Raw genomic sequence first — 20,742 nt, 5'->3', positions numbered from 1 at the left:
ACAGTTGGTGTGCCTCGGACTTGCCCCGACGGATCCGCAAGCCTGTTCGAGCGTTCCCAACTCGGCCACCGCTGATCGGCTACAAACCCTCCATCTCGACGACCCGCAGTGCAAGCGCTACATCCAAGCGCAGAATCGGATCCGTCGTGAAAGGACCGACGATGCTCTCCAACTTACCGATCCGGTAACGCAACGTGTTGTAGTGGAAATGCAGGACGCGTGCAGTCTCGGCGACGTTGCAGTTGGTGTCCAGGAGTGCCTGCAGTGTCTGGCGGAGATCGATCGCTTCGTCGGCGTCGCCGGCCAGCGAACCGAGGACCTCGGTGGCGAAGGCTTGGAGTTCAGCGCTGTCGTCGACCAGGGAGAGCAGCCTGTGGACGCCCAGTCCGTCGAAGTGGGCGACAGCACCGTTCCCGTGCATGCGCCGCCCCACCGTCACAGCCTTCCGCGCCTGGTCGTACGCCTGCGGGATGCCGGCCACCGAGTCGATGACGCGACTGACTCCGGTGCAGAACGAATGCCGGCCGCCTCCACGGTCCCCGGTGACAGCAGCGATCAATTCCTCGATCACAGTTTTGGCATCACTGCCGCCCACCGGCATCAACGCCACCACTTCATGACTGAAGCCAACTACCGGTGCGAACCGATCTCTGCGACGGACCACCTGCTGCCAGGCAGCGGTGAACCGCTGTTGCGGCATTCGCCCGGCAACCGGCCGGGGTGTCGTCCGGCCGGCCGTCGCCGGATCGGCGTCCGGGTCGAGTTCGGCGACGACGACCACCATGCGGCGGTTCACGTCCCATTCGAGCTGCGCGCAATGTTCCGTGATCTGGGCGGTCGTCCCTGCCGTGCCGTTGAGAACATCGCGCAGGAAGTCGCCGCGAAATTTGGATTCGACGGCCGACACCGCGAGCTGCTTGGTGACCGCCAACGCGACAACGGTTGCGGCGCGCTCGAGCGCTTGCACGGTGACCGGGCCGAGTCCGCCGTCTGCCACGAAGGCGACGATGAGGCCATGGTCGATGCCGCCGGCGGCAACCGGCGCGACGGCGATCTGACCTGCCTCGGTGTCCGGTGCCGGCTGCAGGCCGTGGTGTAGGCGCTCGGTACGAAGCCGGCCGGACGGGTCGAACAGCGGCAACCCGTGCAGCGCCTGCAAGTTGGGAGTCGCACCAGCTGTCGCCTGCACTCGCCCGTCGGGCGTGCAGATGAGGACCGCGGCGTCGAACAGCGCCGCGACCTCGTCCGCAATCTGCGGCAGATCCCCGCCCTCGAGGACGATCTTGGTCAAGGCACGGTGCATGCGGTCCGCAACGTCCAGTGCCCACGCCTGACGATCGACGAGGTGGGTAAACACCTCGGACATCACCTCGTCGAACCCAATCTCCCGCGGGATGAGGAACAGCGGAAACCCGAGACGGTCGGACGCCTCGAGCATCGCGGCGGGAAGCTCGTCGAGGTACCGGCCTTCCTTCACACCGAGTGCGGCCGCGCCGCGCCGGGCGAGACCTTCGATGAGCTCGACCAGCGCGGCGGGGTCGAACGGCTGGCCCGAGTCGGCATGCCGCAGCGGGAATCCGGTGGTGATCAACAGTTCGTTCGGCTTGACCCACGGCAGTATGTCCGGCACCTCGATGACGTTGACCCGCAGGACGATCTGCTCCAGGCCGCCAGCCCCCGCGATCAGCTTCGAGCCGGTCAGGCTAGGCAGGGTCAGCAGCTCCCGAACCGTCAACTCGTACCCGACAGGTGTTGGCAAATCATGTGCCTGTGGTCGCTCTCCGTTGGCAACATCTTCCATATGCCAACCGTACGCCGACGACGATAGAGCGCCCGCGTCACCAGCACGGCTCAGCCCGGGAGGAGCGAGGGCGGAAGCACACGCTCCACCCACTTCGTTGCCTGCTCGTACGCGTGGGCGAGTTGGAGAACGGCCCGGTCTGCGCCGTGTCGTCCAATGATCTGGATTCCCATGGGAAGCCCGCGGTCATCGAAACCGACCGGCATCGCAGCAACCGGAAGACTCGCCATCGTCCACGGTGCGACGGTCTCCATCCACCGGTGATAGGTATCCATCGGCCGGCCCGCGATCGTCGTGGGCCAGTGTGTGGCCTTGTCGAACGGAAACACCTGCGCACTGGGCGCGAGGATGTAGTCATAGGTTTCGAACATCTTCGTGACCGCCGCCTGCCAGTCGTTACGTGCCGCCGCAGCCCTGGTGAGGTCGAGCGCGGAGAGAGCGATTCCGTGCTCCATCTCCCACACGAACTCGGGCTTCATCTGCGCGCGTGTCTGCGGGTCGTTGTAGAGGTCGACCAAGCCGAGTTGCGCCCACCAGCGCCACCTCAGAAACAGCTGCCAAATGTCCTCGGGCTTGTAGTCGGGGAGCGCCGCCTCGACGCGGCAACCGATGTTCCCGAACGCCTCGAATGCGGACTCGCACAGTTCGAGGACTCCGGGTTCCGTTGCCAGGTACCCGCCCCAGTCCCCTACCCATGCGATCCGAGTCCCGCTGAAGTCACGGTCAAGGCTCCGGGTGAATATCTCGGGGTCCTCGTCGATGCCCAGCGGGGCGTTGGCGTCGGGACCCGCCATCGTGGACAGCAGGTGCGTCACATCAGCCACCGACCGCCCCATCGGACCGACAACCGCGCCCTGCGCGATGAATCCGGTCTCGGGGATGCGCCCCCACGACGGGCGAAAGCCCACAACATTATTGAAGGCCGGCGGATTGCGCAGGGACCCCATGTAGTCACTACCGTCGGCGACCGGAACCATCCGCAACGCCAGGGCCGCAGCAGCGCCGCCGCTGCTTCCACCGGCGGTGCGGGAGGTGTCGTACGGTGTCGCCGTCGTGCCCCAGACCGGGTTGTACGTTTGCGATCCGAGTCCGAACTCGGGGGTGTTGGTCTTGCCGATGATGATGGCACCGGCTGCCCTGATCCGGGTGACGAACATTTCGTCCGCGTCGGCGATCCGGTCGGCAAAGATCGGCGATCCGGAGCTGAACGGTAGTCCCTTGACCGCGGACAGGTCCTTGACGGCGTGCGGGAATCCGTGCATCCAGCCGAGGTAGTGCCCGTCGGCCAATTGGCGGTCCCGCTCGCGCGCCTCGGCCAGCAACGGGTCCCGGTCACGCAGGGCGACGATGGCGTTGACACTGCGATTGTGCAATTCGATGTGGTCGAGATAGGCGGTCATGACGTCGATGCACGACACCTGGCGACTCTTGATCACACTACTGAGCGTCAGCGCGTCACACATGACGAGCTCCCCATATTCGCGCGGCGGGAACGAGGGTTCCGTGCGAGGGCCGGAATCGCCGACGGTGACGGGGTCGATGACGTGTGACATGGGTGAACCTCTCCACGTTTCAATAACGAGTACCGGCGAACCGCCGACGTGCATGGACTCCGACCGCAGCATCGTTCACGATCGGCGGTTGGTGTAGTCGAGGTTGCGTCGCGGCCCGGTTGCCGGGCCGCGACGCAACCTCACTCACGTTGTGAGCACGAACTATTGGCCGAGGTCGACGATGGCGGCAACGGGGCCGCCGCCCTCAGGACCCTGGTGTGCTGCCGACACCGACACGAACACCGCCGGGTCCCCCGTCACCGACGACGCGACACCGCCCACGCAGGACTTGATCTGGCGGTGCCAGTGCACATCCGAGTCATCGAGCATCGCGTTGCGGCGGCCGCGGACCGTCCCGTCCTGGCTTGCTTCACATTTGAGGAAGACGTTGACGAGCCGGCCGTCCAGGTCGCTCGTGTGGGGCCGCTCGGGCAGCTCGAGTCCGGCGTCCCGGATCGCCGCCCAGATGCCGTCCTGGTCGAGCGGGTCCTTCATCACGCTGTGCCCGATCCGGTAGCGACCGCCGACACCACGCGCATTACCGACGACGACGACCTGGGCCCTGTCCAACTCGACCCCCGACGAACAGGATGCCACCGACGAGAAGAGGTCCCGGCGGTGCATGACATCGGCATCGCCGGGCATGTCGATCTCGCCCAGCGCGACGGCAATCCCCAGTGCCGTAACGCCGTTGGACAGGTCCATCGACTCGTGGGTGTGCTCGGTCCACACCGTCTCGCCGCGGCTCTTGGCGTCGCGGATGGTGTGGATCGTGAGCAACGGCGTCTTCGTCTGCACGTAGTGCACGTCGGCCGGGTCGCTGATGCCGGCATTGGCCATCGCCATCTTCACCGCCGCGGCCACCTTCGTGATCATCGGCGTGCGACCGATGTCCTCGGGCAGCAGCTGCTCACTCATCGCGACACCGACGGTCAGCCGCGGCTCGTCGGTCTTCGCCGCCTTCCCGGCTGGCACAGTCGCGAAGATCGTTGCGTGCGGGCTGATCACACCGTCGGTCCCGCCGGACCAGACGATGGGCACCTCGGCCACCTCGTCGGCGCTGCGGCTGCCCTTCGCCGAGAGGACCTCACGAAAGGCTCGGTCCGCGATGATGCGCGTGTAGTCGTTGACACCGCCGTTGCCCTCGGTCTTGCCGATGACAGCGACGACACGGTCCGCGTCGAGCACGCCGTCGTCGATGAGCTTGGCCAGCTCGCCGGCGTCGGAAACGCTGTGCAGCGGAACCTTGCGGACCTCGATTGCGTCAGGCATTGACATCTCCTCTATGTGGGGCGTACGGGGTAGGAAAATCAGGCGGTGACGATCGTTCGGCTGGCGGCGCGTCCACGGTGAACACGGTGCGGGATGTGGCGACCACCCCGCCCGATCCCAACGAATCGGCATGCGGGTCGTGACCTCGGCGACCACCGCCAGAAGTCACCACCGACTGTGCGGATCTGCGGGAACCCGATCAGAACTCTCACGCCGCCCACGCTATGAGGGCGACCACTTGTGAGCACTGGCAATATTTGCCCAAACCAGAGCTGCCATTGGGCAGATCTGACTCGCCGTCATCCCCGAAGTCTCGTGGCCGCACCTCGCGCACACCCCGCCACCCGATCCACAGGCACGGCATGTTCCGGGATTCCGACCGCGGCGACGTAAGCGGCCACACCTGGCGACTGGACCTGCACCGCATCCCCACCGACCCGCCACTACTGCAGGTCCTCGCCGACTCCGGCCACTGGGATCCGTGGTTCTCCCCACCGGAAACCGGACCTGACACACGACCTTCCGCGAGACGGGACTCCCGATGGATGTGTACGGGGGACGCCTCCGCTTCCATTCCCTACGAGGGTTTTCGGGGCGATGGGTGTCACGGTCGTCACACCGCACCTCCGGCGAGTACCCCGGGCGGTGCGGGTGGAGTGCCGCGCTGACCTGCAATGCTGCCGATTCGGTGACCATTGATAGCCCCACCCAATCTATGGAATAGGTCTCATAGATTGGACCTATTCCAATGTGCTGGATAACCTCGTCGCTGTCGGCTTCCCCGTATCCACGAATAGAGGTTTCAATGGCCCTGATCAACACGCAGATCAAGCCCTTCGCCGCGAACGCCTTCAAGGACGGCGCGTTCATCACCGTGTCCGCGGACGACATCAAGGACAAGTGGGCGGTCTTCTACTTCTACCCGGCCGACTTCACCTTCGTGTGCCCGACGGAACTCGGCGACCTCGCCGACCACCACGAGGAACTGCAGCGCCTCGGCGTCGAGGTCTTCTCGGTGTCCACCGACACGCACTTCACGCACAAGGCATGGCACGGATCTTCCGACACCATCGGCAAGATCAAGTACGCCATGATCGGTGACCCGACCCAGGAGATCAGCAAGAACTTCGAGGTCCTCCGCGAGAACGAGGGATTGGCCGACCGCGGCACGTTCCTCGTCGACCCCGACGGTGTCATCCAGTTCACCGAGGTCACCGCAGAAGGCATCGGGCGCAACGCCGCTGAGCTGGTTCGCAAGGTCAAGGCCGCTCAGTACGTCCGGTCGCACCCGGGCGAGGTCTGCCCGGCCAAGTGGGAAGAGGGCGAAGAGACTCTCGCCCCGTCGCTGGATCTCGTCGGCAAGATCTGACGCAGCGCAGTCGTACCGCAGGCACGGGCTCAGGTTTCCTGAGCCCGTGCGGGCGGTTCCCGGTGCTCAGCTCCCGTGGGGGCAATCGGTGTCGCACCAACACCTTCCGGACCACCTGAACCAAAATTTCCGGTTTCCGATCCCTTGTCCTCCCGATCGATGGAGTAGATCCTCATGCTCGAAGCCTCGCTTGCCGGCCAACTGAAGTCCCTGCTCGAAAAGCTGACCCTGCCGATCGAGCTCGTGTCCTCACTCGACGACGGACCCAAGTCGGTCGAACTCGCCGAACTGCTCACCCAGATCGCGGCGATGTCGGAGAAGATCACCTACGAACGCCGCGACGACGACACGCGACGCCCGTCGTTCGCGGTCCGCCGCAGCGGCACCGACATCGAGGTCCGCTTCGCCGGCATCCCTCTCGGCCACGAGTTCACCTCGCTCGCACTCGCTTTGCTCCAGGTCGGCGGCCACCCGTCGAAGGAGGCCCCCGAACTGCTCGAGCAGGTCCGCGACCTCGACGGCGACTTCCACTTCGAGACCTACTTCTCGCTGTCCTGCCAGAACTGCCCGGACGTGGTGCAGGCGCTGAATCTGATGTGCGTGCTCAATCCGCGCATCAGTCACGTCGCGATCGACGGTGCCCTGTTCCAGGACGAGGTCGACGGCCGCCAGATCATGGCTGTCCCGACGGTCTTCCTCAACGGCGAGCTCTTCGGCTCCGGCCGGATGAGCCTGGAGGAAATCGCCGGCAAGCTCGACGTCGGCGCCGCCGACCGCGCCGCCACCGCGATCGCCCAGAAGGATCCCTTCGACGTGCTCGTCGTCGGAGGCGGCCCGTCCGGCGCCGCGGCCGCGGTGTACGCCGCGCGCAAGGGAATTCGCACCGGAATCGCCGCGCAGCGCTTCGGCGGCCAGGTACTCGACACCATGGCGATCGAGAACTTCATCTCCGTTCCCTACACCGAGGGCCCCCAGTTCGGGTCGGCGCTCGAGAATCACGTCCGTCAGTACGGCGTCGACATCATGAACACGCAGCGGGCCGCGAAGCTCGTGCCGGCAGCCACCGAGAACGGTCTCGTCGAGATCGAACTGGAAAGCGGTGCTTCGCTTCTCGCGCGCACCGTCATCCTGTCGACGGGTGCCCGGTGGCGCTCGATGAACGTGCCCGGCGAGGACACGTACCGGAACAAGGGTGTGACCTACTGCCCACACTGCGACGGACCGCTGTTCAAGGGCAAGCGCGTCGCCGTGATCGGTGGCGGTAACTCCGGAGTCGAGGCCGCAATCGATCTCGCAGGAATCGTCGAGCACGTCACGCTCGTCGAGTTCGACTCGGAGCTCCGCGCCGACGAGGTGCTGCAGCGCAAGCTGCGCAGCCTCCCGAACGCCGACATCCTCCTGAGCACGCTCACGACGGAGGTCCTCGGGGACGGAAACAAGGTCACCGGCCTGACCTACCAGGACCGCACGACCGACACGTCGCACACACTCGACATCGAGGGTGTCTTCGTCCAGATCGGCCTCCTGCCCAACACCGAGTGGCTGGCCGGGACGGTCGAGTTGTCCGATCGCGGCGAGATCGCAATCGACGACCGCGGCCAGACGTCGGTGCCCGGCGTGTTCGCTGCCGGCGACTGCACGACGGTGCCGTACAAGCAGATCGTCATCGCCGCCGGTGCCGGAGCAACCGCAGCGCTGAGCGCATTCGACCGGCTCATCCGAACGGGTGCACCCGCCGAGGACGCCGCTGCAGCAACGGTCGGCTAGCCAACCCGATACCGAAAGCCGTGCCTGCATGCAGGCACGGCTTTCGGCGTCGACAGGCCCGGGTGGCCAGCACCCACCCCACCGATCCGGAGGGTAGGGAATGCTGGGACGGTGCCGACTCACCCATGTTCCCCGCCGACCGCGATCGTGCGGATGGCCGACGCCGGCGACCTGTACACGTCGTGGCGGTGGACCCACGACTCCCACCCCGGCGGTGTCGGCGTCGCACCCGCCGCGCAGGTGGACGCGACCGTCGCCGCGCTGGCCCGGGTGCTGCCCGACCTCACCGATCCGCAGGGTCTGCACCACGCTCTGACGGCGGGCGGCTTCTCCGGTTACGAGTCGGAGCATGATCTGGCCCAGCTCCTTTCACGCACATTCCTTCCGTTCGGCCTCGCACAGCAATTGCACGAGTTGTTCACCCGCGGCGTGCGCCCCCACCTGCGGATCCAACCGTCGCCCCGCGTCGCGCAGGTGCCGTGGGAACTGATCGCACCCGACGCCGGGCTGCGTCTCGTCGACATCGCCGACGTCAGCCTGCTGGCTCCGCTCAGCATCGTCCACTCACCCGCCCGGCCGGTCCGCACCTGGGCGCACACCCGGCAACTCCCCGTCGTCGCGGTGCTCGACCCGCGGGTGCCGGGCTTCCGTGCGGATTCGGCGCTCGGCTCGGTCCTGGGGCGGATGGCCGCGGACTGTCCGCTGTCGCGGCGGGTCGCGAGCTACGCCGGCGAAGGCCGGCTGCTCCCCGACGTGAACGAACCGACGGACTGCTTCCGCCGCGAGGACGTCGACCGGGAGTGGCTCGGCACGGCGTTGCGTGAGGGTGCGGGCCGGCTGGTGTACGTCGGGCACGTCACCGCGGCGGCACCCGAATCCGGGCAGAGCGAGCACGCCGAACTCCACCTCGCCTGCGCCGCGGACTCCGTCGGGTTCGCGGAGCCGACCCGTGCCCACCGGCCGTTGTCCGCGAAGGACCTCCTGCTGGGAACGCACACGCTCACGGCCGAACCGACCCGCGGCGCGGACCTGTGGCCGATCCCGAGCCGGGTGGCATTGATCGCCTGCGAGAGCGGTGGCGACCTGCGGTTCAGCGAGGCGCTCGGACTGGTCTCCGCGATGATCGCCGGCGGGGCGGAGCTCGTCACCGCCAGTCGCTGGGCGTTGCCCACCGACCTCGCGTTCCAGCGCATCGCCGGGACGGCACCACACGCGCGTCCGCTGCAGGACGCAATCTGCTCGATCGACGCGGCGCACGACGTGCCCGACGCGGTCGGAGCGCTCTGCGACTGGCAACGCGACCGAGTGGCCACGTGGCGGGACGAGCGGACGATCGAGCACTCACCGGTGCTGTGGGCGGCGTTCGCGACGATCTCCACCTCCTGATTTGAGGCGGCCGTCCGTTCCCCACATCGTGTCGGCCGGTCGTTGTACCGTCGTTCCTGTCGGTTCCGGCACGAAGAAGGAGCATGTCCCATGACCTCTCGTCTCAACCCCTACATCAGCTTCAACGGCGACGCTCGGCAGGCAATGGAGTTCTACAAGGACGTCTTCGGTGGCACTCTCGCGTTGAACACGTTCGGTGAGTACGGTGCGCCGGACGGCGAGGGCGCCGACAAGATCATGCACGCCATGCTCGAGTCGGACAACGGTTTCACTCTGATGGGTGCAGACACCCCGCCCGGGATGGAACACAACCCGGGAACCAACATCGCGGTGAGCCTGAGCGGAGACGACGGCGACCTACTCCGCGGCTACTGGGCCAAGCTCGCTGACGGCGGATCCGTGTCCGTGCCCCTGGAGAAGCAGATGTGGGGAGACGAATTCGGCGCCTGTACAGATAAGTTCGGTATTTCATGGATGGTCAACATCGCCGGCACACCGGGCTGACCGGAGCGCCGGGTAGTCCTCCAGATCGATATCGGTGGCGAAGGCGTCGGTCAGCTTCATCAGCAGGCCGAACAGGAACGTGGACTTGAACATCCAGTTGCGCAGCCTGATTCGAGTAGCCGACTTCGGCGCGAGAAACGGGCCGGCGCTGCCCTTCCGGGCGATCCTCGCGTACCTCAGCATCTGCTCGGTGTAGCGTCCGAACGCCACACGGTGGTCGCCGTCGGCGGCGGCGAGCTCACCCGCCAGGACGTACGCACCGACGAGGGCGAGGCCGGTCCCGAAGCCGCCCAGCGTGTTTCCGTACGCCGCATCGCCGACCAGCGCCACACGGCCGGCGGTGTAGGTGTCGGTCTCGACCCTCGCGATCGAGTCGAGGTAGAAGTCGGGTGCGTCGTCCAGGTGCGCGAGTAGCCCGGGCACGCGCCACCCCGCATCGGCGTACGCGGTGGTCAGCATTCGTTTCTGCTGGGCAGTGTCGCCGCGGTCGTACTCGATCCGGTCGGAGGCGAAGACGAACAATTCCGGAGCCTTCGGTCCACCGACGACGGCCATCCGCCCCGGCTCGTTGTACATCAGTCCCGTCCCGCGTTCCCTGTCCGGCGTGACGTCACTCGCCGAACCCGTGGTCCCGACGACGGCGTAGTAGTACCCGAGGAATCGGACGAACTCGTCTTCCGACCCGAACCGGTGGCGTCGGACGGCCGAGTGGATGCCGTCGGCCCCGAACACCAGGTCGAACCGGCGTGCGTCCGCTTTCTCGAACGTGACCTCGACGCCCGACTCCGTGTCGACCAGTGCGGTGACGGAATCACCGAAGAGGTACTCGCACGAGTCCGCGGTGCGTCGGTAGAGGATCTCGGTGAGATCGCCCCGCAGGATCTCGACGTCGCCGCCGACGAATTCGCCCGGGATGGTCGCCAAGTGCTTGTCGCGTTCGTCGACGATCAGGAGGTCGGTCTTTCCGGTCTGCCTGCCCAGCACGTCCTCGAGAATTCCCATCCTCTCCAACACTTTTCGGTGAACCTCCCCCTTGAAGTCGACGGCCTGGCCGCCGAGCCGAACGTCCGGCGCCCGCTCGACGACGGTGACGGCGTAACCGCACCGGCTGAGCCAGAACGCCAGAGCAGGCCCGGCGATGCTTGCACCCGAGATCAGGACGGTTCTGTTCGGCATGGAAGCCTCCACGAAGTAATTGTGTCTGACGGATACAATTCAGTGTATGGTAGACACTATTCCGGATCAAGACTCGTCCGGAGGAGTGCAGATGGTCACCCAGCCCCGTACCGCCGAGCTGCTGTGGGGATCGTCGGAGCGCCCGAAGCGGGGACCGAAACCTGCGCTGAGCCTCGAGCAGATCGTCGCCACCGCGATCTCGATGGCGGACGCCGAGGGCCTCGCGACGCTGTCGATGCAACGCCTCGCGGAGGACCTCGGGTTCACCAAGATGTCCCTCTACCGCTACACCCCCGGCAAGGCCGAGTTGACCGCCCTCATGCTCGATGCCGCTCTCGGGCCCGCGCCCGACCTGTCCGAGATCGACGGCGGCTGGCGCGCCGCACTCCACGAGTGGGCTCTCCGGATGTGGGCGGGCCTCCGGCGGCATCCGTGGGTGGTGGACGTCGCGGTCGGTCCGCGAGTGTTGGGCCCGAACGAACTGGACTGGCTCGAAACCGGCCTCGAGGCACTGCGCGACACGGCACTCACCGGTGGGGAACGCCTGGACGCGGTGGTCCTGATCACCGGCCACGTGCGCAGCCTCGCCCAGCAGGCGACGGCACCCGGCGCCGAAACCGACACACCCGAGCAGTCCCTGAACGCGATCATGACGGGGATCCTCGCCGACCACGCCGACCGCTACCCCCAGGTGACGGCCGCGTTCGCGTCGGCCAGTTCCACTTCCGGGCAGGATGACGCGCTGGAGTTCGGCCTGGCCCGGATCTTCGACGGTCTCGCCGCCCTCGTCGCGGCCCGCGCCGACTAGCAGGGCACGGGGCCCTCAGCTCGCCTGCGGTTTCAGGTCGCCGTAGTAGGTGTGCGCCTTGCCCGCGAGAAGCCACAGAGGCGCCGACGCGTCGTCCTCGGACAGGTAGCCCTTGTCACGACCGTCCGCCAGGTACTGGGAGCGCACCCATTCCTCCATCGCCTCGTTCGACTGGTCGGGCAGTCCGTAGATCTGCGCGACGGCGCGGTGGAGTTGGTCGTCGTCGACGGTCATGCCCTGTGGCTGCTTTCGCAGGTTCAGCGCCTTGTCCGTCTCCCCCGCTCGATGCAGGTGAACGATGTGGAAGGCCATTTCGCACACGAACGGCTGGTTTCGATTCACGATGCTCCTCTCCGTTCGTCACCCTCGATCGTCCCGCCCGAGTTCGTCCGGCGCCAGTGCGAGCTATCGCCCGGTCCGCGCTCCCCGCCCGTGCTTGCGGTGTTCGGAGCCGAATGACGCGTTGCCACGACGGATCTCGGTGGTGCTCGTGTGACGCCGGCGGCGAATCAACGCGCGCAATGTGGCCGCGTTCTGGTAGCCCACAGCGGACGCGATCGTGTCGACGCTCTGCGGCGTCGTGCGCAGCAGGAATGTCGCCTGGTCGAGTCGGATCTCCTGAACGAACTCCACCGGCGACATACCCAGCACTGCGGCGGTGGTGCGTTGCAGCGTTCGTTCACTCACCCCGATCGCGTGTGCGACCGCGTTGATCGGCAACGGCTCCGAGAGGTGGTCGCGAATCCACCGTTCGAAGGCGGTCATCGTCGTATCGGCGGTGGCGAGCAGGGACGGCACCGCGAAGATCGCCTGTGAGGGCCGATCGCCGATCAGGAGGTACCGCGCGACGAGATCTGCCAGCGCCGGGCTGTGCTGCTGGACGATCGCCAGCGCGAGATCGATGTGCGCGAACGCCGCCCCGGCCGTCGTCACCCGGTCGTCGTGGATGAGGGTGCGCCGCTCGTCGAGGTCGACGCGGGCATAACGGGCGCGGAACGCCGGCCCGAGCCACCAACTCGTCGTCGCGGTCAATCCGTCGAGCACCCCGGCCTCGGCGAGGAAGAACGTGCCGCTGCACGCCGCGGCGAGGGCGGCGCCGGAACTGCGACCCTCCGCGACCCAGTCGAGGGCGGGATGCCCGCGCACCGCGTCGACGATCCGATCCGGCGTCTTCACCCCGACGGCCGGCATGACGAGGACGTCGGGAGGGTCGGTGATCTCCGTCAGCGGGGTGGTGGCCAGCACGAGTCCGTGACCGGTGCGGACCGACGGTCCGACAGCGACGGGAATGACGGTGAACGCCTGGCCGCCCGTCTCCGCGTTCTCGCGCAGGGCATCGGCCGTCGCCAGGACGTCGAGTATGACGCTCAGACCCGAATCGAACATGCCGTCCACGGCGAGCACCGCGACTCTCATGACGGAAACGGTAACAAAGGTGGCGCTTCCGCCGCCCCGTGTGCCGCTCGACGCCCATAGCGTCAGGGTTGAACGAAGTCGGACATCGACCGAAGAGGAGACATCATGACGATCGACAGAGGAATCCTGGCACTGCTCGAAGCAAAGCCGGGCAAGGGCGGAGAACTGGCCGCGTTCCTGGAGCAGGGGCGCGCCCTGGCGGCGGAAGAACAAGGCACCGTCACCTGGTACGCGTTCAAAGTCAGCGACACGACGTACGGCATCTTCGACACGTTCGAGAACGAGGAAGGCAGGCAGGCGCACCTGACCGGAGCCATCCCCCAGGCACTGGGCACGGTCGGCCCCGAACTACTCGCCAAGGACCCCGACATTCGTCCCGTCGACGTCATCGCCCTCAAGTAGGGCCGCTCCCCTCGAGCACGGTTTACCTTGATCCCCCGTCGGGCACCCGAACACGGACATAGACCGACGAGAGGTTTGGTTCCCAGTGCGAGCAGTCACGTGGCAAGGCAAACGAAAGGTCAGCGTCGATACCGTCGCCGATCCGAAGATCGAACACCCGACCGACGCCATCATCAGGGTCACGACCACGAACATCTGCGGTTCCGATCTGCACCTGTACGAAACTCTCGGTCCGTTCATGGGACAGGGGGACATTCTCGGCCACGAACCGATGGGGATCGTCGAAGAAGTCGGGGCGGAGGCGGGCAACCTGAAGGTCGGCGACCGCGTGGTGATCCCGTTCCAGATCTCGTGCGGCGACTGTTTCATGTGCAACATGCAGCTGTACACGCAGTGTGAGACGACGCAGGTTCGCGAGCAGGGCATGGGGGCGGCGTTGTTCGGTTTCTCCAAGCTCTACGGCGAGGTGCCGGGAGGACAAGCCGAGTACCTGCGCGTCCCGCAGGCCCAGTTCACCCACATCACAGTTCCCGAGGGCCCGCCGGATTCCCGCTTCGTCTATCTCTCCGACGTGCTGCCGACGGCGTGGCAGTCGGTCGAGTACGCCGCCATCCCCGAGGGCGGGTCGGTGACCGTGCTCGGCCTCGGCCCGATCGGAGACATGGCGGCGCGCATCGCCCACCACAAGGGTGCACGAGTCATCGCGGTCGACAACGTTCCCGAACGCCTTGCTCGCGCCAAGGCCCGGGGCATCGAAACCCTGGACCTGGACGAGCACGGCGGCGATCTCGCCGACGTCATCCGCGATGCGACCGACGGTCGCGGCACCGACTCCGTGATCGACGCGGTCGGCATGGAGGCGCACGGTTCACCGATCGGCAAGCTCGCCCAGCAGATCGTCGGGTACCTTCCCGATGCGGTCGCAGCGCCGCTCATGCAGAAGGCGGGTGTCGACCGTCTCGGCGCGCTGTATTCGGCGATCGACATCGTCCGCCGCGGAGGAACCATTTCCATCATCGGCGTCTACGGCGGCATGGCCGACCCGATTCCCATGCTCACCTTGTTCGACAAGCAGATTCAGCTGCGCATGGGCCAGGCCAACATCAAGAAGTGGGTCGACGACATCATGCCGCTGCTCGGCGACGACGACCCGCTCGGCGTCGACACCTTCGCCACCCACGAACTCCCCCTCGAACAGGCACCCCACGCCTACGAGATCTTCCAGAAGAAGCAGGACGGGGCGGTCAAGATCCAGCTCAAACCCTGAACAACGCAGGCGCCCAGCCGTATCGACGCAAGCCCGGATGCGAAGGCGGACACCGCCAGCGGGTACACCGATCGACAGCGCAGAGTGACTGAGAGAGAAAGCATTCGGCGATGCCCTCAGCCACCCGCAACTACGTCAGCGCGCCGACCCGACGTCGATCGGCACACGAGGTGCCGAACGGTGATCACCGACGATGGTTATCGCGCATTCCACTCGCGTACCGAGAAGTGAACGAACGACGGTGGGCTCGTCGATACTCTTCTCGTCGCCGCTCTGTTCGTCGAGGGAACCGTCCTCTTCGGGAACTCCGACGGCTGCCTTCGGTTCGCGCGTAGCCAACCAGCACAAGATTGCCCCGAAGCACACCACGGCGGTTCCCACCCAGAACGTGAGGCCGAGTGCCGTGGCCAACATCAACGATGAGAATGCGGCTGACAGTACGGGCGTGAAATACGAGGCAGCGGCGAGCAATGTCATGTTTCCGCGAAGGATTCCGACATTCCACAGCGCATAGCCGAAGCCGATCGCGCACGCCGCCACCAACGTGGCCGCGATTGCGGTGAAGCTGAGGTGCATGGGTTCGCGACCCGAAAGGAGGTACATGCACCAGAACGACACGGCCGTCAGCACGAAGAACGGAGTGATGCCGTTGTTCCCGTTTGCGAACATCTTGGTGACGGTGCAGTACCCCGCCCAGATCAGTGCGCCGGCGAACGCGAGAGCGTAGCTCAGGGGATTCGAGCGCACGTTGTCGACAGTGCCTGTGATGTCCAGTCCGGCGTCACCGCCGAGTACGACTGCAATGCCGACTACCGACAATGCGATGCCGGGCAGTATCAGGCGCGACGCCTTCTGTCCCGCGAACACGATCGCAAACACCACCGTCAGGCTGGGCCACAGATAGTTCACGATTCCGACTTCGATTGCCTGCCTTGGAGTGTCCGCCAATCCGATGGCAAGGGCGAAGCACACCTCGTACGCGGCAAACATCACGGCACCTGTGACGAGATACGCCCGGCTGAAGTCTTTGAACTTGGGCCATCCCACAGTCACCGACAACAGCATCGCACAGCACGAGTAGATCATCGCAGCGCCGCCGATCGCGCCCAGGCTATCGGTGACGAGACGGATCATTCCGACCATCGAACTCCACAACACAATCGCCAACAGCCCCGCCGCGGTGGCACTTCGGCTCGACTTGGTCGCTCTCACAACAACACTCCCCCTTTGCCGTGCTCGCAAAACTCTCGGTGAGATCGTCACTCGTACCGGTTCGATCGGGATGCGCCGAGTTCGGGCGCCGTCGCCAGTCGCCGGAAGGTGAACCACTACTGCAACCGACGATGCGGTTGCAATCGACGGTGAATGACACTGCCGCTTACAGTGCGGTAACACGAATGTAATCTGTGATCACATGAGGGACAAGGCCTTCGTCGAGTGAGACATACCACTGTCGGGGTACGGAAAGCTCAGACTGATTGCACTCGCGCAGATTTCAACACTCGCGCGCCCGAAGAGCGCGAAACTTCCTTCGGGCCCTTGTTCTTTCAGGTTCTCGATCTCATGCGGGATCGACACTGAGACCCGGTGACACGTACTGCGCAGCGGCCACCACCCGTTCGACCGGACGAACCTCAGTGGCAGGGCTCGGCACCCGTGAACTCGGTCGGGAAAAAGTGATGAACATCGGTGACGTGGTCACGTAGCCGGCGGCAGGCGTCACCGGGCAGGACCTGTAGGCGGGCGAGAGCCACCGGATCGGCGTCGTCCCCGTCGACGATCTCGACCGGTCCACGGGCCGACGGCACGCACCATGCACGAACGCTGCGGACAGCCGAGCGTGCGCGTGTAGGTCGAGCCCATTTCGATCTCCTCGGAATTTGATATATCAGTCCAAGACTACAGGGCTATCAGCATCACGCAAACGCGAGGCCGATCACAACTTCCCACTTGTGTGATCTGTGATCACACTTTATTCTGAATTGAGCGGGTATGACCGGCATCACTGTCAGCCCAGAGAACGACGCGTCCGAACTGCGTGTTTTGCACAGAACCTTGCACGGCCGGATGGCGCGTCCCGAATCACGAACTTGCCACGAACTCGCCCCCAACTTCCGGCGAGAGACAAGGCCCCAGTGAAGGAGATATCGAAGTGCGAGATGTAGTTGTAGTCGGCGCCGGCCTGGCCGGCCTGTCGGCGGGCTGGCGTTTGCGTCACTGGGACACGCTTGTGTTGGAGTCCGATGAGCGCGTCGGTGGACGTATCCGTTCCGAACGTCGCGGATCGTATTGGCTGAACTGGGGTGGCCACGTGTTCGCCGGTCCCGGATCGTCCACTGAAGCCCTGCTCAACGAGGCCGGGGTGATGTCGGTCGACATTCCCGGGTCGCTGCAGGCCCTCTCGATGAACGGGAAGTTCCTTCGCAAGGGACACATCGCCACTTACCCGTTCCGGATCCCGATGTCACTCTCGGCACGCGTCGCGACCATGCGCGCCGGCATGAAGGTCGTTGCGGGCGTCGGCAAGTACACCGGAGTGGTACGCAAGCGCGCCGGTGAGTCCGGCGCCATGCGCCAGCAGCGAATCTACGACTTCGCGAACGACGAATCCTTCCTCGACTTCGTCGGGGACTTGCCGGAGGACGCGGCTGCGCTGTTCAAGACCACTGTCACCCGGTCGGCTGGAAACATGGACCAGATCTCGGCCGGCGCAGGCATCGGATACTTCAGCCTGGTGCTCGGCTTCGGGCAGGGCCTCAGCCGCGGCATCGTCGGCGGGCCGTCCACCCTCACCGAAGCCCTCGCCGCGTCGCTGGGCGAGCGCGTTCAGTTGGGTGCCGCGGTGCAGGAGGTCGTGCACAAGAAGGACTCGGTGATCGTTCGCTACCGCCAGGACGGACGCGACCACGAAGTCGAGGCGCGAACGGTCGTGCTGGCCACGACCGCGGACGTGTCCCACCGGGTCGGTGTCGATCTGCCGCAGGATCTGCGCGACGCACTTTCTCAGATCAAGTACGGCCCCCACGTCAGCTCGGCGTTTCTCACCGACGAAACGACGAAGCGTCCGTGGGACGACATCTACGCCATCGCTGCCCCCAAGCGTTCGTTCGCCATCGCGCTCAATCAGGCAAGTATCGTCCGCGGCACCGAGTCGGTCCGGCAGCCCGGCGGCAGCTTCATGACATTCTCGCCCGCCGCTCTCGGCAGTGCACTGCTCGACAAGAGCGACGACGAAGTGGTGAACACCCACCTCGCCGACCTCGAACAGATCCTCGGGCCCGGGTTCTCCGACACGGTCGTGGAGGCAAAAGCCGCCCGGTGGAAGAACGCGTCACCGTACAGCTTCCCCGGTCGCGCAAAGCTTCAGCCCACGTTGACACGCGGAGCCGGTCGAGTCTTCCTGGCCGGCGACTATCTCGGAACGCTCTACACGGAAACCTCGATCACCTCAGGGTTCTCCGCTGCTCAGGAGGTCACCAGCGTGCTCGCCACCCATCGTCAGACTCGTCGACCTGATGGGCTCACCGTGCACGCCGCCAGCGCCTGACCTTCCCAACACCAGAACATTCCTCAACGATCCAGGAGTCATTTTCATGTCCAAGCAACTCAGCGGTGTCCTCACAGCATTGACCACCCCGTTCGACGCCGACGAACTCATCGATGTGGACAAGCTGAAGCTCGTGGTGGACCGCTCGATCAAGGCCGGCGTCGACGGAGTCGTCGCGGCAGGATCGACCGGTGAGGTCGGGGCACTGTCGTCGGACGAGCGCCTGCGACTCGTCGACACAGTCATCGAGTACACCGACGGCCGGGTACCCGTCATCGCCCAGACCGGTGCCACGACGACCGCAGAGGCCATCCGGCTCTCCCGCGCCGCCGAAAAGTCCGGCGCCGACGTGCTCATGCTGATCACACCGTTCTACGAGCCGCTCTCGACCGAAGAGACGGTGGCGTACATCAAGGACGTCGCGTCCGCAGTCGAGTTGCCGATCATGCTGTACAACATCCCCGCGGTCACGGGTGTGAACCTCGACCCCAGCACTGTCCGCTCGCTGGCCGAAGACGTCGACAACATTCGGTACATCAAGGACTCGAGCGCGAACTGGGAACAGGCACTGCAGCTGATTCACCACCACAGCGACGTGATCGGCACCTTCATCGGCTGGGACTCCTACATCTACAGCGCTCTCGTCGAGGGCGCCGCCGGAGTCATGGCCGGTGCCGCCAACGTCGTCCCGGAGCAGATCGTCGCAGTGAACCGGCTCATCGCCGACGGCGACCTGCACGGCGCACTCGCCAAATGGCGCGACCTGTACCCGGTGATCGACGCGATGATCTCCGTTCCCTTCATCTCTGCCGTCAAGGCAGGTCTCGCTCTGCAGGGCGAACCGGTAGGAGCGCCCCGCCGGCCCACCGCAGAACTGCCCGCAGCGCAGATCGAGCAGATCGGACGGGCGCTGAAGACCCTCGCAGAGCGGACAGCGTAGATCATGGCAGGCCTCGACTGGGCCGAGATACTCACCAGAGTGGCGGACGCCATCTGGGGGCCGATGGCCTACGTCGTCCTCGGTCTCGGGGTGGCGTACACCGTCGCCACCAGAGGCATTCAGTTCCGACGCATCCCGGACATGATCCGGCAGCTGAGGGAAACCAGCGAAGGCGAAGGAGGACTGTCCTCCTTTCAAGCACTGGTACTCGCGCTCGCCAGCCGTGTGGGAGTCGGAAGCATCGCGGGTGTCGCAACGGCAGTCGGCGGTGGTGGACCGGGAGCCCTGCTGTGGATGGCCGTGACGGGTCTGGTCGGTTGTACCGTCGGTTATGCCGAGGCAACTCTCGCGCAGGTGTTCAAACGTCAGGTGGAGGACGAGGACCGGAAGAAGGCCAACGAAGACATCGGCGGCATGCCGTACTACATCAAGTACGGACTGAAGCTTCCCAAGGTCGCAGGGCTCGTTGCGTTTCTCGGACTCGTCGGCTACGGCTTTCTGTTCCCCGGATTTCAGGTCAGCACCATTGCCTCGAGCGCGCAGCTGGCATTCGGAACACCGACCTGGGTTCCGGCAGCGTTGATCACCGCCCTGATCGCTCTGGTGATCCTCGGAGGCACCACCCGAATCGTCAAGGTCACACAGACTCTCGTACCGATTCTCGCAATCGGATACCTGACGCTGGCGATGGCGGTGATCGCCGCGAACATCGAAAATGTGCCGGACGCGATCAAACTCATCGTGAACTCGGCGTTCGGTATCGACCCTGTGCTGGGCGGCATCGCAGGCGCTGCAGTCGCATGGGGCGTGCGCCGGGCAGTCTTCGCATCAGCGAACGGAATCGGCGAGGCGACATTCGCCGCCGCGGCGGCGCGGACGTCGCACCCCGGCAAGCAGGGCCTCGTCCAGACGTTCAGCATCTACATCGACGTTCTGCTGATCTGTATGGCGACCGGGCTGATGATGGTGGTGTCCGGCCAGTACAACGTCTCCGATGGTTCGGGCGGTTACCTCGTACAGAACCTTCCGGACATGGAGGCCGGTCCGAACTGGGTCCAGAAGGCCATCGACACACTGGTGCCCGGATGGGGCGCAGCGTTCATCGCAGTAGCCGTGTTCCTGTTCGGCTTCACCTGCCTCATCGTGTACTACTACGTGGCCAACTCGAATCTGTTGTTCCTGCTGAACGGGCGGAAGGGGCCGGTATCCAAGCTGGTCCTCAAACTCGGCACGCTCGCGATCGTGTTCGTGGGTTCCATTGTGAACGCAGGCCTCGTCTGGGCAATCGGCGATATCGGGCTCGGGCTCATCGCCTGGATCAACCTCATGTGCCTGGTATTGCTCTTCCCGCTCGTCCGCCGAGTGTACCGCGACTACGAACAACAGAAGAAACAGGGACTCGACCCCACCTTCGATCCGACATCTCTCGGCATCGAAGGAGCCGAGTTCTGGGAATCGAACACCGTCACCGGACACAGCGTCTCTCGTTGAGGCGTATCCGCTACTCCCCAGTCGATCTTGGAGGTTCATCCAG

Annotated in this window: 18 protein-coding genes; 10 read left to right on the top strand and 8 right to left on the bottom strand. The window is 65.5% G+C overall.

The window, feature by feature from the left end; translation table 11 throughout:
• Nucleotides 1-79: 79 nt before the first annotated feature.
• The 3 genes from OYT95_RS22000 to OYT95_RS21990 form a co-directional block, all read right to left on the bottom strand.
• Nucleotides 80-1,759 (bottom strand): PucR family transcriptional regulator, encoded by a 1,680-nt coding sequence (locus OYT95_RS22000; protein ID WP_268789050.1) that lies wholly within the window; start codon nucleotides 1,757-1,759, stop codon nucleotides 80-82.
• Between the two features lie 92 nt (nucleotides 1,760-1,851).
• Nucleotides 1,852-3,354: an amidase gene (locus tag OYT95_RS21995; protein ID WP_268789049.1), complete on the bottom strand. Its 1,503-nt coding sequence runs from the start codon at nucleotides 3,352-3,354 to the stop codon at nucleotides 1,852-1,854.
• A gap of 162 nt (nucleotides 3,355-3,516) precedes the next feature.
• Nucleotides 3,517-4,626: a ring-opening amidohydrolase gene (locus OYT95_RS21990; RefSeq protein WP_268789048.1), complete on the bottom strand. Its 1,110-nt coding sequence runs from the start codon at nucleotides 4,624-4,626 to the stop codon at nucleotides 3,517-3,519.
• Nucleotides 4,627-5,431: 805 nt separating this feature from the next.
• On the opposite strand from OYT95_RS21990, the gene ahpC reads away from it, so the two are divergent.
• The 4 genes from ahpC (at nucleotide 5,432) to OYT95_RS21970 (ending at nucleotide 9,652) form a co-directional block, all read left to right on the top strand.
• Nucleotides 5,432-5,995 (top strand): alkyl hydroperoxide reductase subunit C, encoded by a 564-nt coding sequence (gene ahpC / locus OYT95_RS21985; protein ID WP_005250059.1) that lies wholly within the window; start codon nucleotides 5,432-5,434, stop codon nucleotides 5,993-5,995.
• A gap of 174 nt (nucleotides 5,996-6,169) precedes the next feature.
• Nucleotides 6,170-7,762, top strand: a complete 1,593-nt coding sequence (ahpF, locus tag OYT95_RS21980; RefSeq protein WP_128640794.1) for an alkyl hydroperoxide reductase subunit F — start codon at nucleotides 6,170-6,172, stop codon at nucleotides 7,760-7,762.
• 111 nt (nucleotides 7,763-7,873) lie between these two features.
• Nucleotides 7,874-9,148, top strand: coding sequence for a CHAT domain-containing protein (locus OYT95_RS21975; RefSeq protein ID WP_268789047.1), 1,275 nt, complete (start codon nucleotides 7,874-7,876; stop codon nucleotides 9,146-9,148).
• Between the two features lie 90 nt (nucleotides 9,149-9,238).
• Nucleotides 9,239-9,652 (top strand): VOC family protein, encoded by a 414-nt coding sequence (locus tag OYT95_RS21970; protein ID WP_128640792.1) that lies wholly within the window; start codon nucleotides 9,239-9,241, stop codon nucleotides 9,650-9,652.
• Here the strand turns inward: OYT95_RS21970 and OYT95_RS21965 are convergent.
• Nucleotides 9,617-10,828 (bottom strand): FAD-dependent monooxygenase, encoded by a 1,212-nt coding sequence (locus OYT95_RS21965; protein WP_268789046.1) that lies wholly within the window; start codon nucleotides 10,826-10,828, stop codon nucleotides 9,617-9,619. The two genes, OYT95_RS21970 and OYT95_RS21965, sit on opposite strands and share 36 nt — an antisense overlap.
• 91 nt (nucleotides 10,829-10,919) lie before the next feature.
• Between OYT95_RS21965 and OYT95_RS21960 the strand changes: the two genes are divergently transcribed.
• Nucleotides 10,920-11,636, top strand: a complete 717-nt coding sequence (locus tag OYT95_RS21960; protein ID WP_128640790.1) for a TetR/AcrR family transcriptional regulator — start codon at nucleotides 10,920-10,922, stop codon at nucleotides 11,634-11,636.
• Between the two features lie 15 nt (nucleotides 11,637-11,651).
• Here the strand turns inward: OYT95_RS21960 and OYT95_RS21955 are convergent, their stop codons facing one another.
• Together OYT95_RS21955 and OYT95_RS21950 are read right to left on the bottom strand one after the other, a co-directional pair.
• Complete coding sequence (locus OYT95_RS21955; protein ID WP_128640789.1) at nucleotides 11,652-11,978, bottom strand: hypothetical protein; 327 nt, start codon at nucleotides 11,976-11,978, stop codon at nucleotides 11,652-11,654.
• A gap of 63 nt (nucleotides 11,979-12,041) precedes the next feature.
• A complete protein-coding gene (locus OYT95_RS21950) occupies nucleotides 12,042-13,052 on the bottom strand; it encodes a GlxA family transcriptional regulator (protein WP_128640788.1) in 1,011 nt (336 codons plus the stop codon).
• Between the two features lie 105 nt (nucleotides 13,053-13,157).
• Here OYT95_RS21950 and OYT95_RS21945 point away from each other — a divergent pair, with 105 nt between their 5' ends.
• The gene (locus OYT95_RS21945; protein WP_128640787.1) at nucleotides 13,158-13,454 is read left to right on the top strand and encodes a putative quinol monooxygenase; all 297 of its coding nucleotides are present in this window, start codon (nucleotides 13,158-13,160) and stop codon (nucleotides 13,452-13,454) included.
• Between the two features lie 85 nt (nucleotides 13,455-13,539).
• Nucleotides 13,540-14,721: a zinc-dependent alcohol dehydrogenase gene (locus OYT95_RS21940; RefSeq protein ID WP_268789045.1), complete on the top strand. Its 1,182-nt coding sequence runs from the start codon at nucleotides 13,540-13,542 to the stop codon at nucleotides 14,719-14,721.
• 135 nt (nucleotides 14,722-14,856) lie between these two features.
• On the opposite strand, the gene yddG is transcribed toward OYT95_RS21940, so the two are convergent.
• A complete protein-coding gene (yddG, locus tag OYT95_RS21935; protein WP_328286506.1) occupies nucleotides 14,857-15,864 on the bottom strand; it encodes an aromatic amino acid DMT transporter YddG in 1,008 nt (335 codons plus the stop codon).
• 491 nt (nucleotides 15,865-16,355) lie between these two features.
• Nucleotides 16,356-16,529, bottom strand: coding sequence for a hypothetical protein (locus OYT95_RS21930; protein ID WP_268789044.1), 174 nt, complete (start codon nucleotides 16,527-16,529; stop codon nucleotides 16,356-16,358).
• 344 nt (nucleotides 16,530-16,873) lie between these two features.
• Here OYT95_RS21930 and OYT95_RS21925 point away from each other — a divergent pair, with 344 nt between their 5' ends.
• From OYT95_RS21925 to OYT95_RS21915, 3 genes are read left to right on the top strand one after another with little or no spacing between them, the layout of a single operon-like run.
• Nucleotides 16,874-18,268 carry a protoporphyrinogen/coproporphyrinogen oxidase gene (locus OYT95_RS21925; protein ID WP_037242665.1) on the top strand — a complete coding sequence of 465 codons (1,395 nt, stop codon included), beginning with the start codon at nucleotides 16,874-16,876 and terminating at the stop codon, nucleotides 18,266-18,268.
• 46 nt (nucleotides 18,269-18,314) lie between these two features.
• On the top strand, nucleotides 18,315-19,208 hold the full coding sequence (locus tag OYT95_RS21920; RefSeq protein ID WP_268789043.1) for a dihydrodipicolinate synthase family protein: 894 nt from the start codon (nucleotides 18,315-18,317) through the stop codon (nucleotides 19,206-19,208).
• 3 nt (nucleotides 19,209-19,211) lie between these two features.
• Nucleotides 19,212-20,699 carry an alanine/glycine:cation symporter family protein gene (locus OYT95_RS21915; protein ID WP_268789042.1) on the top strand — a complete coding sequence of 496 codons (1,488 nt, stop codon included), beginning with the start codon at nucleotides 19,212-19,214 and terminating at the stop codon, nucleotides 20,697-20,699.
• Nucleotides 20,700-20,742: the final 43 nt, after the last annotated feature.

The sequence above is a fragment of the Rhodococcus sp. JS3073 genome, from assembly GCF_026810085.1.
Lineage (GTDB): Bacteria > Actinomycetota > Actinomycetes > Mycobacteriales > Mycobacteriaceae > Rhodococcus_F > Rhodococcus_F wratislaviensis.
Note: the sequence above shows the minus strand (reverse complement) of the source record. Positions and strands in the feature narration are given on the sequence as shown.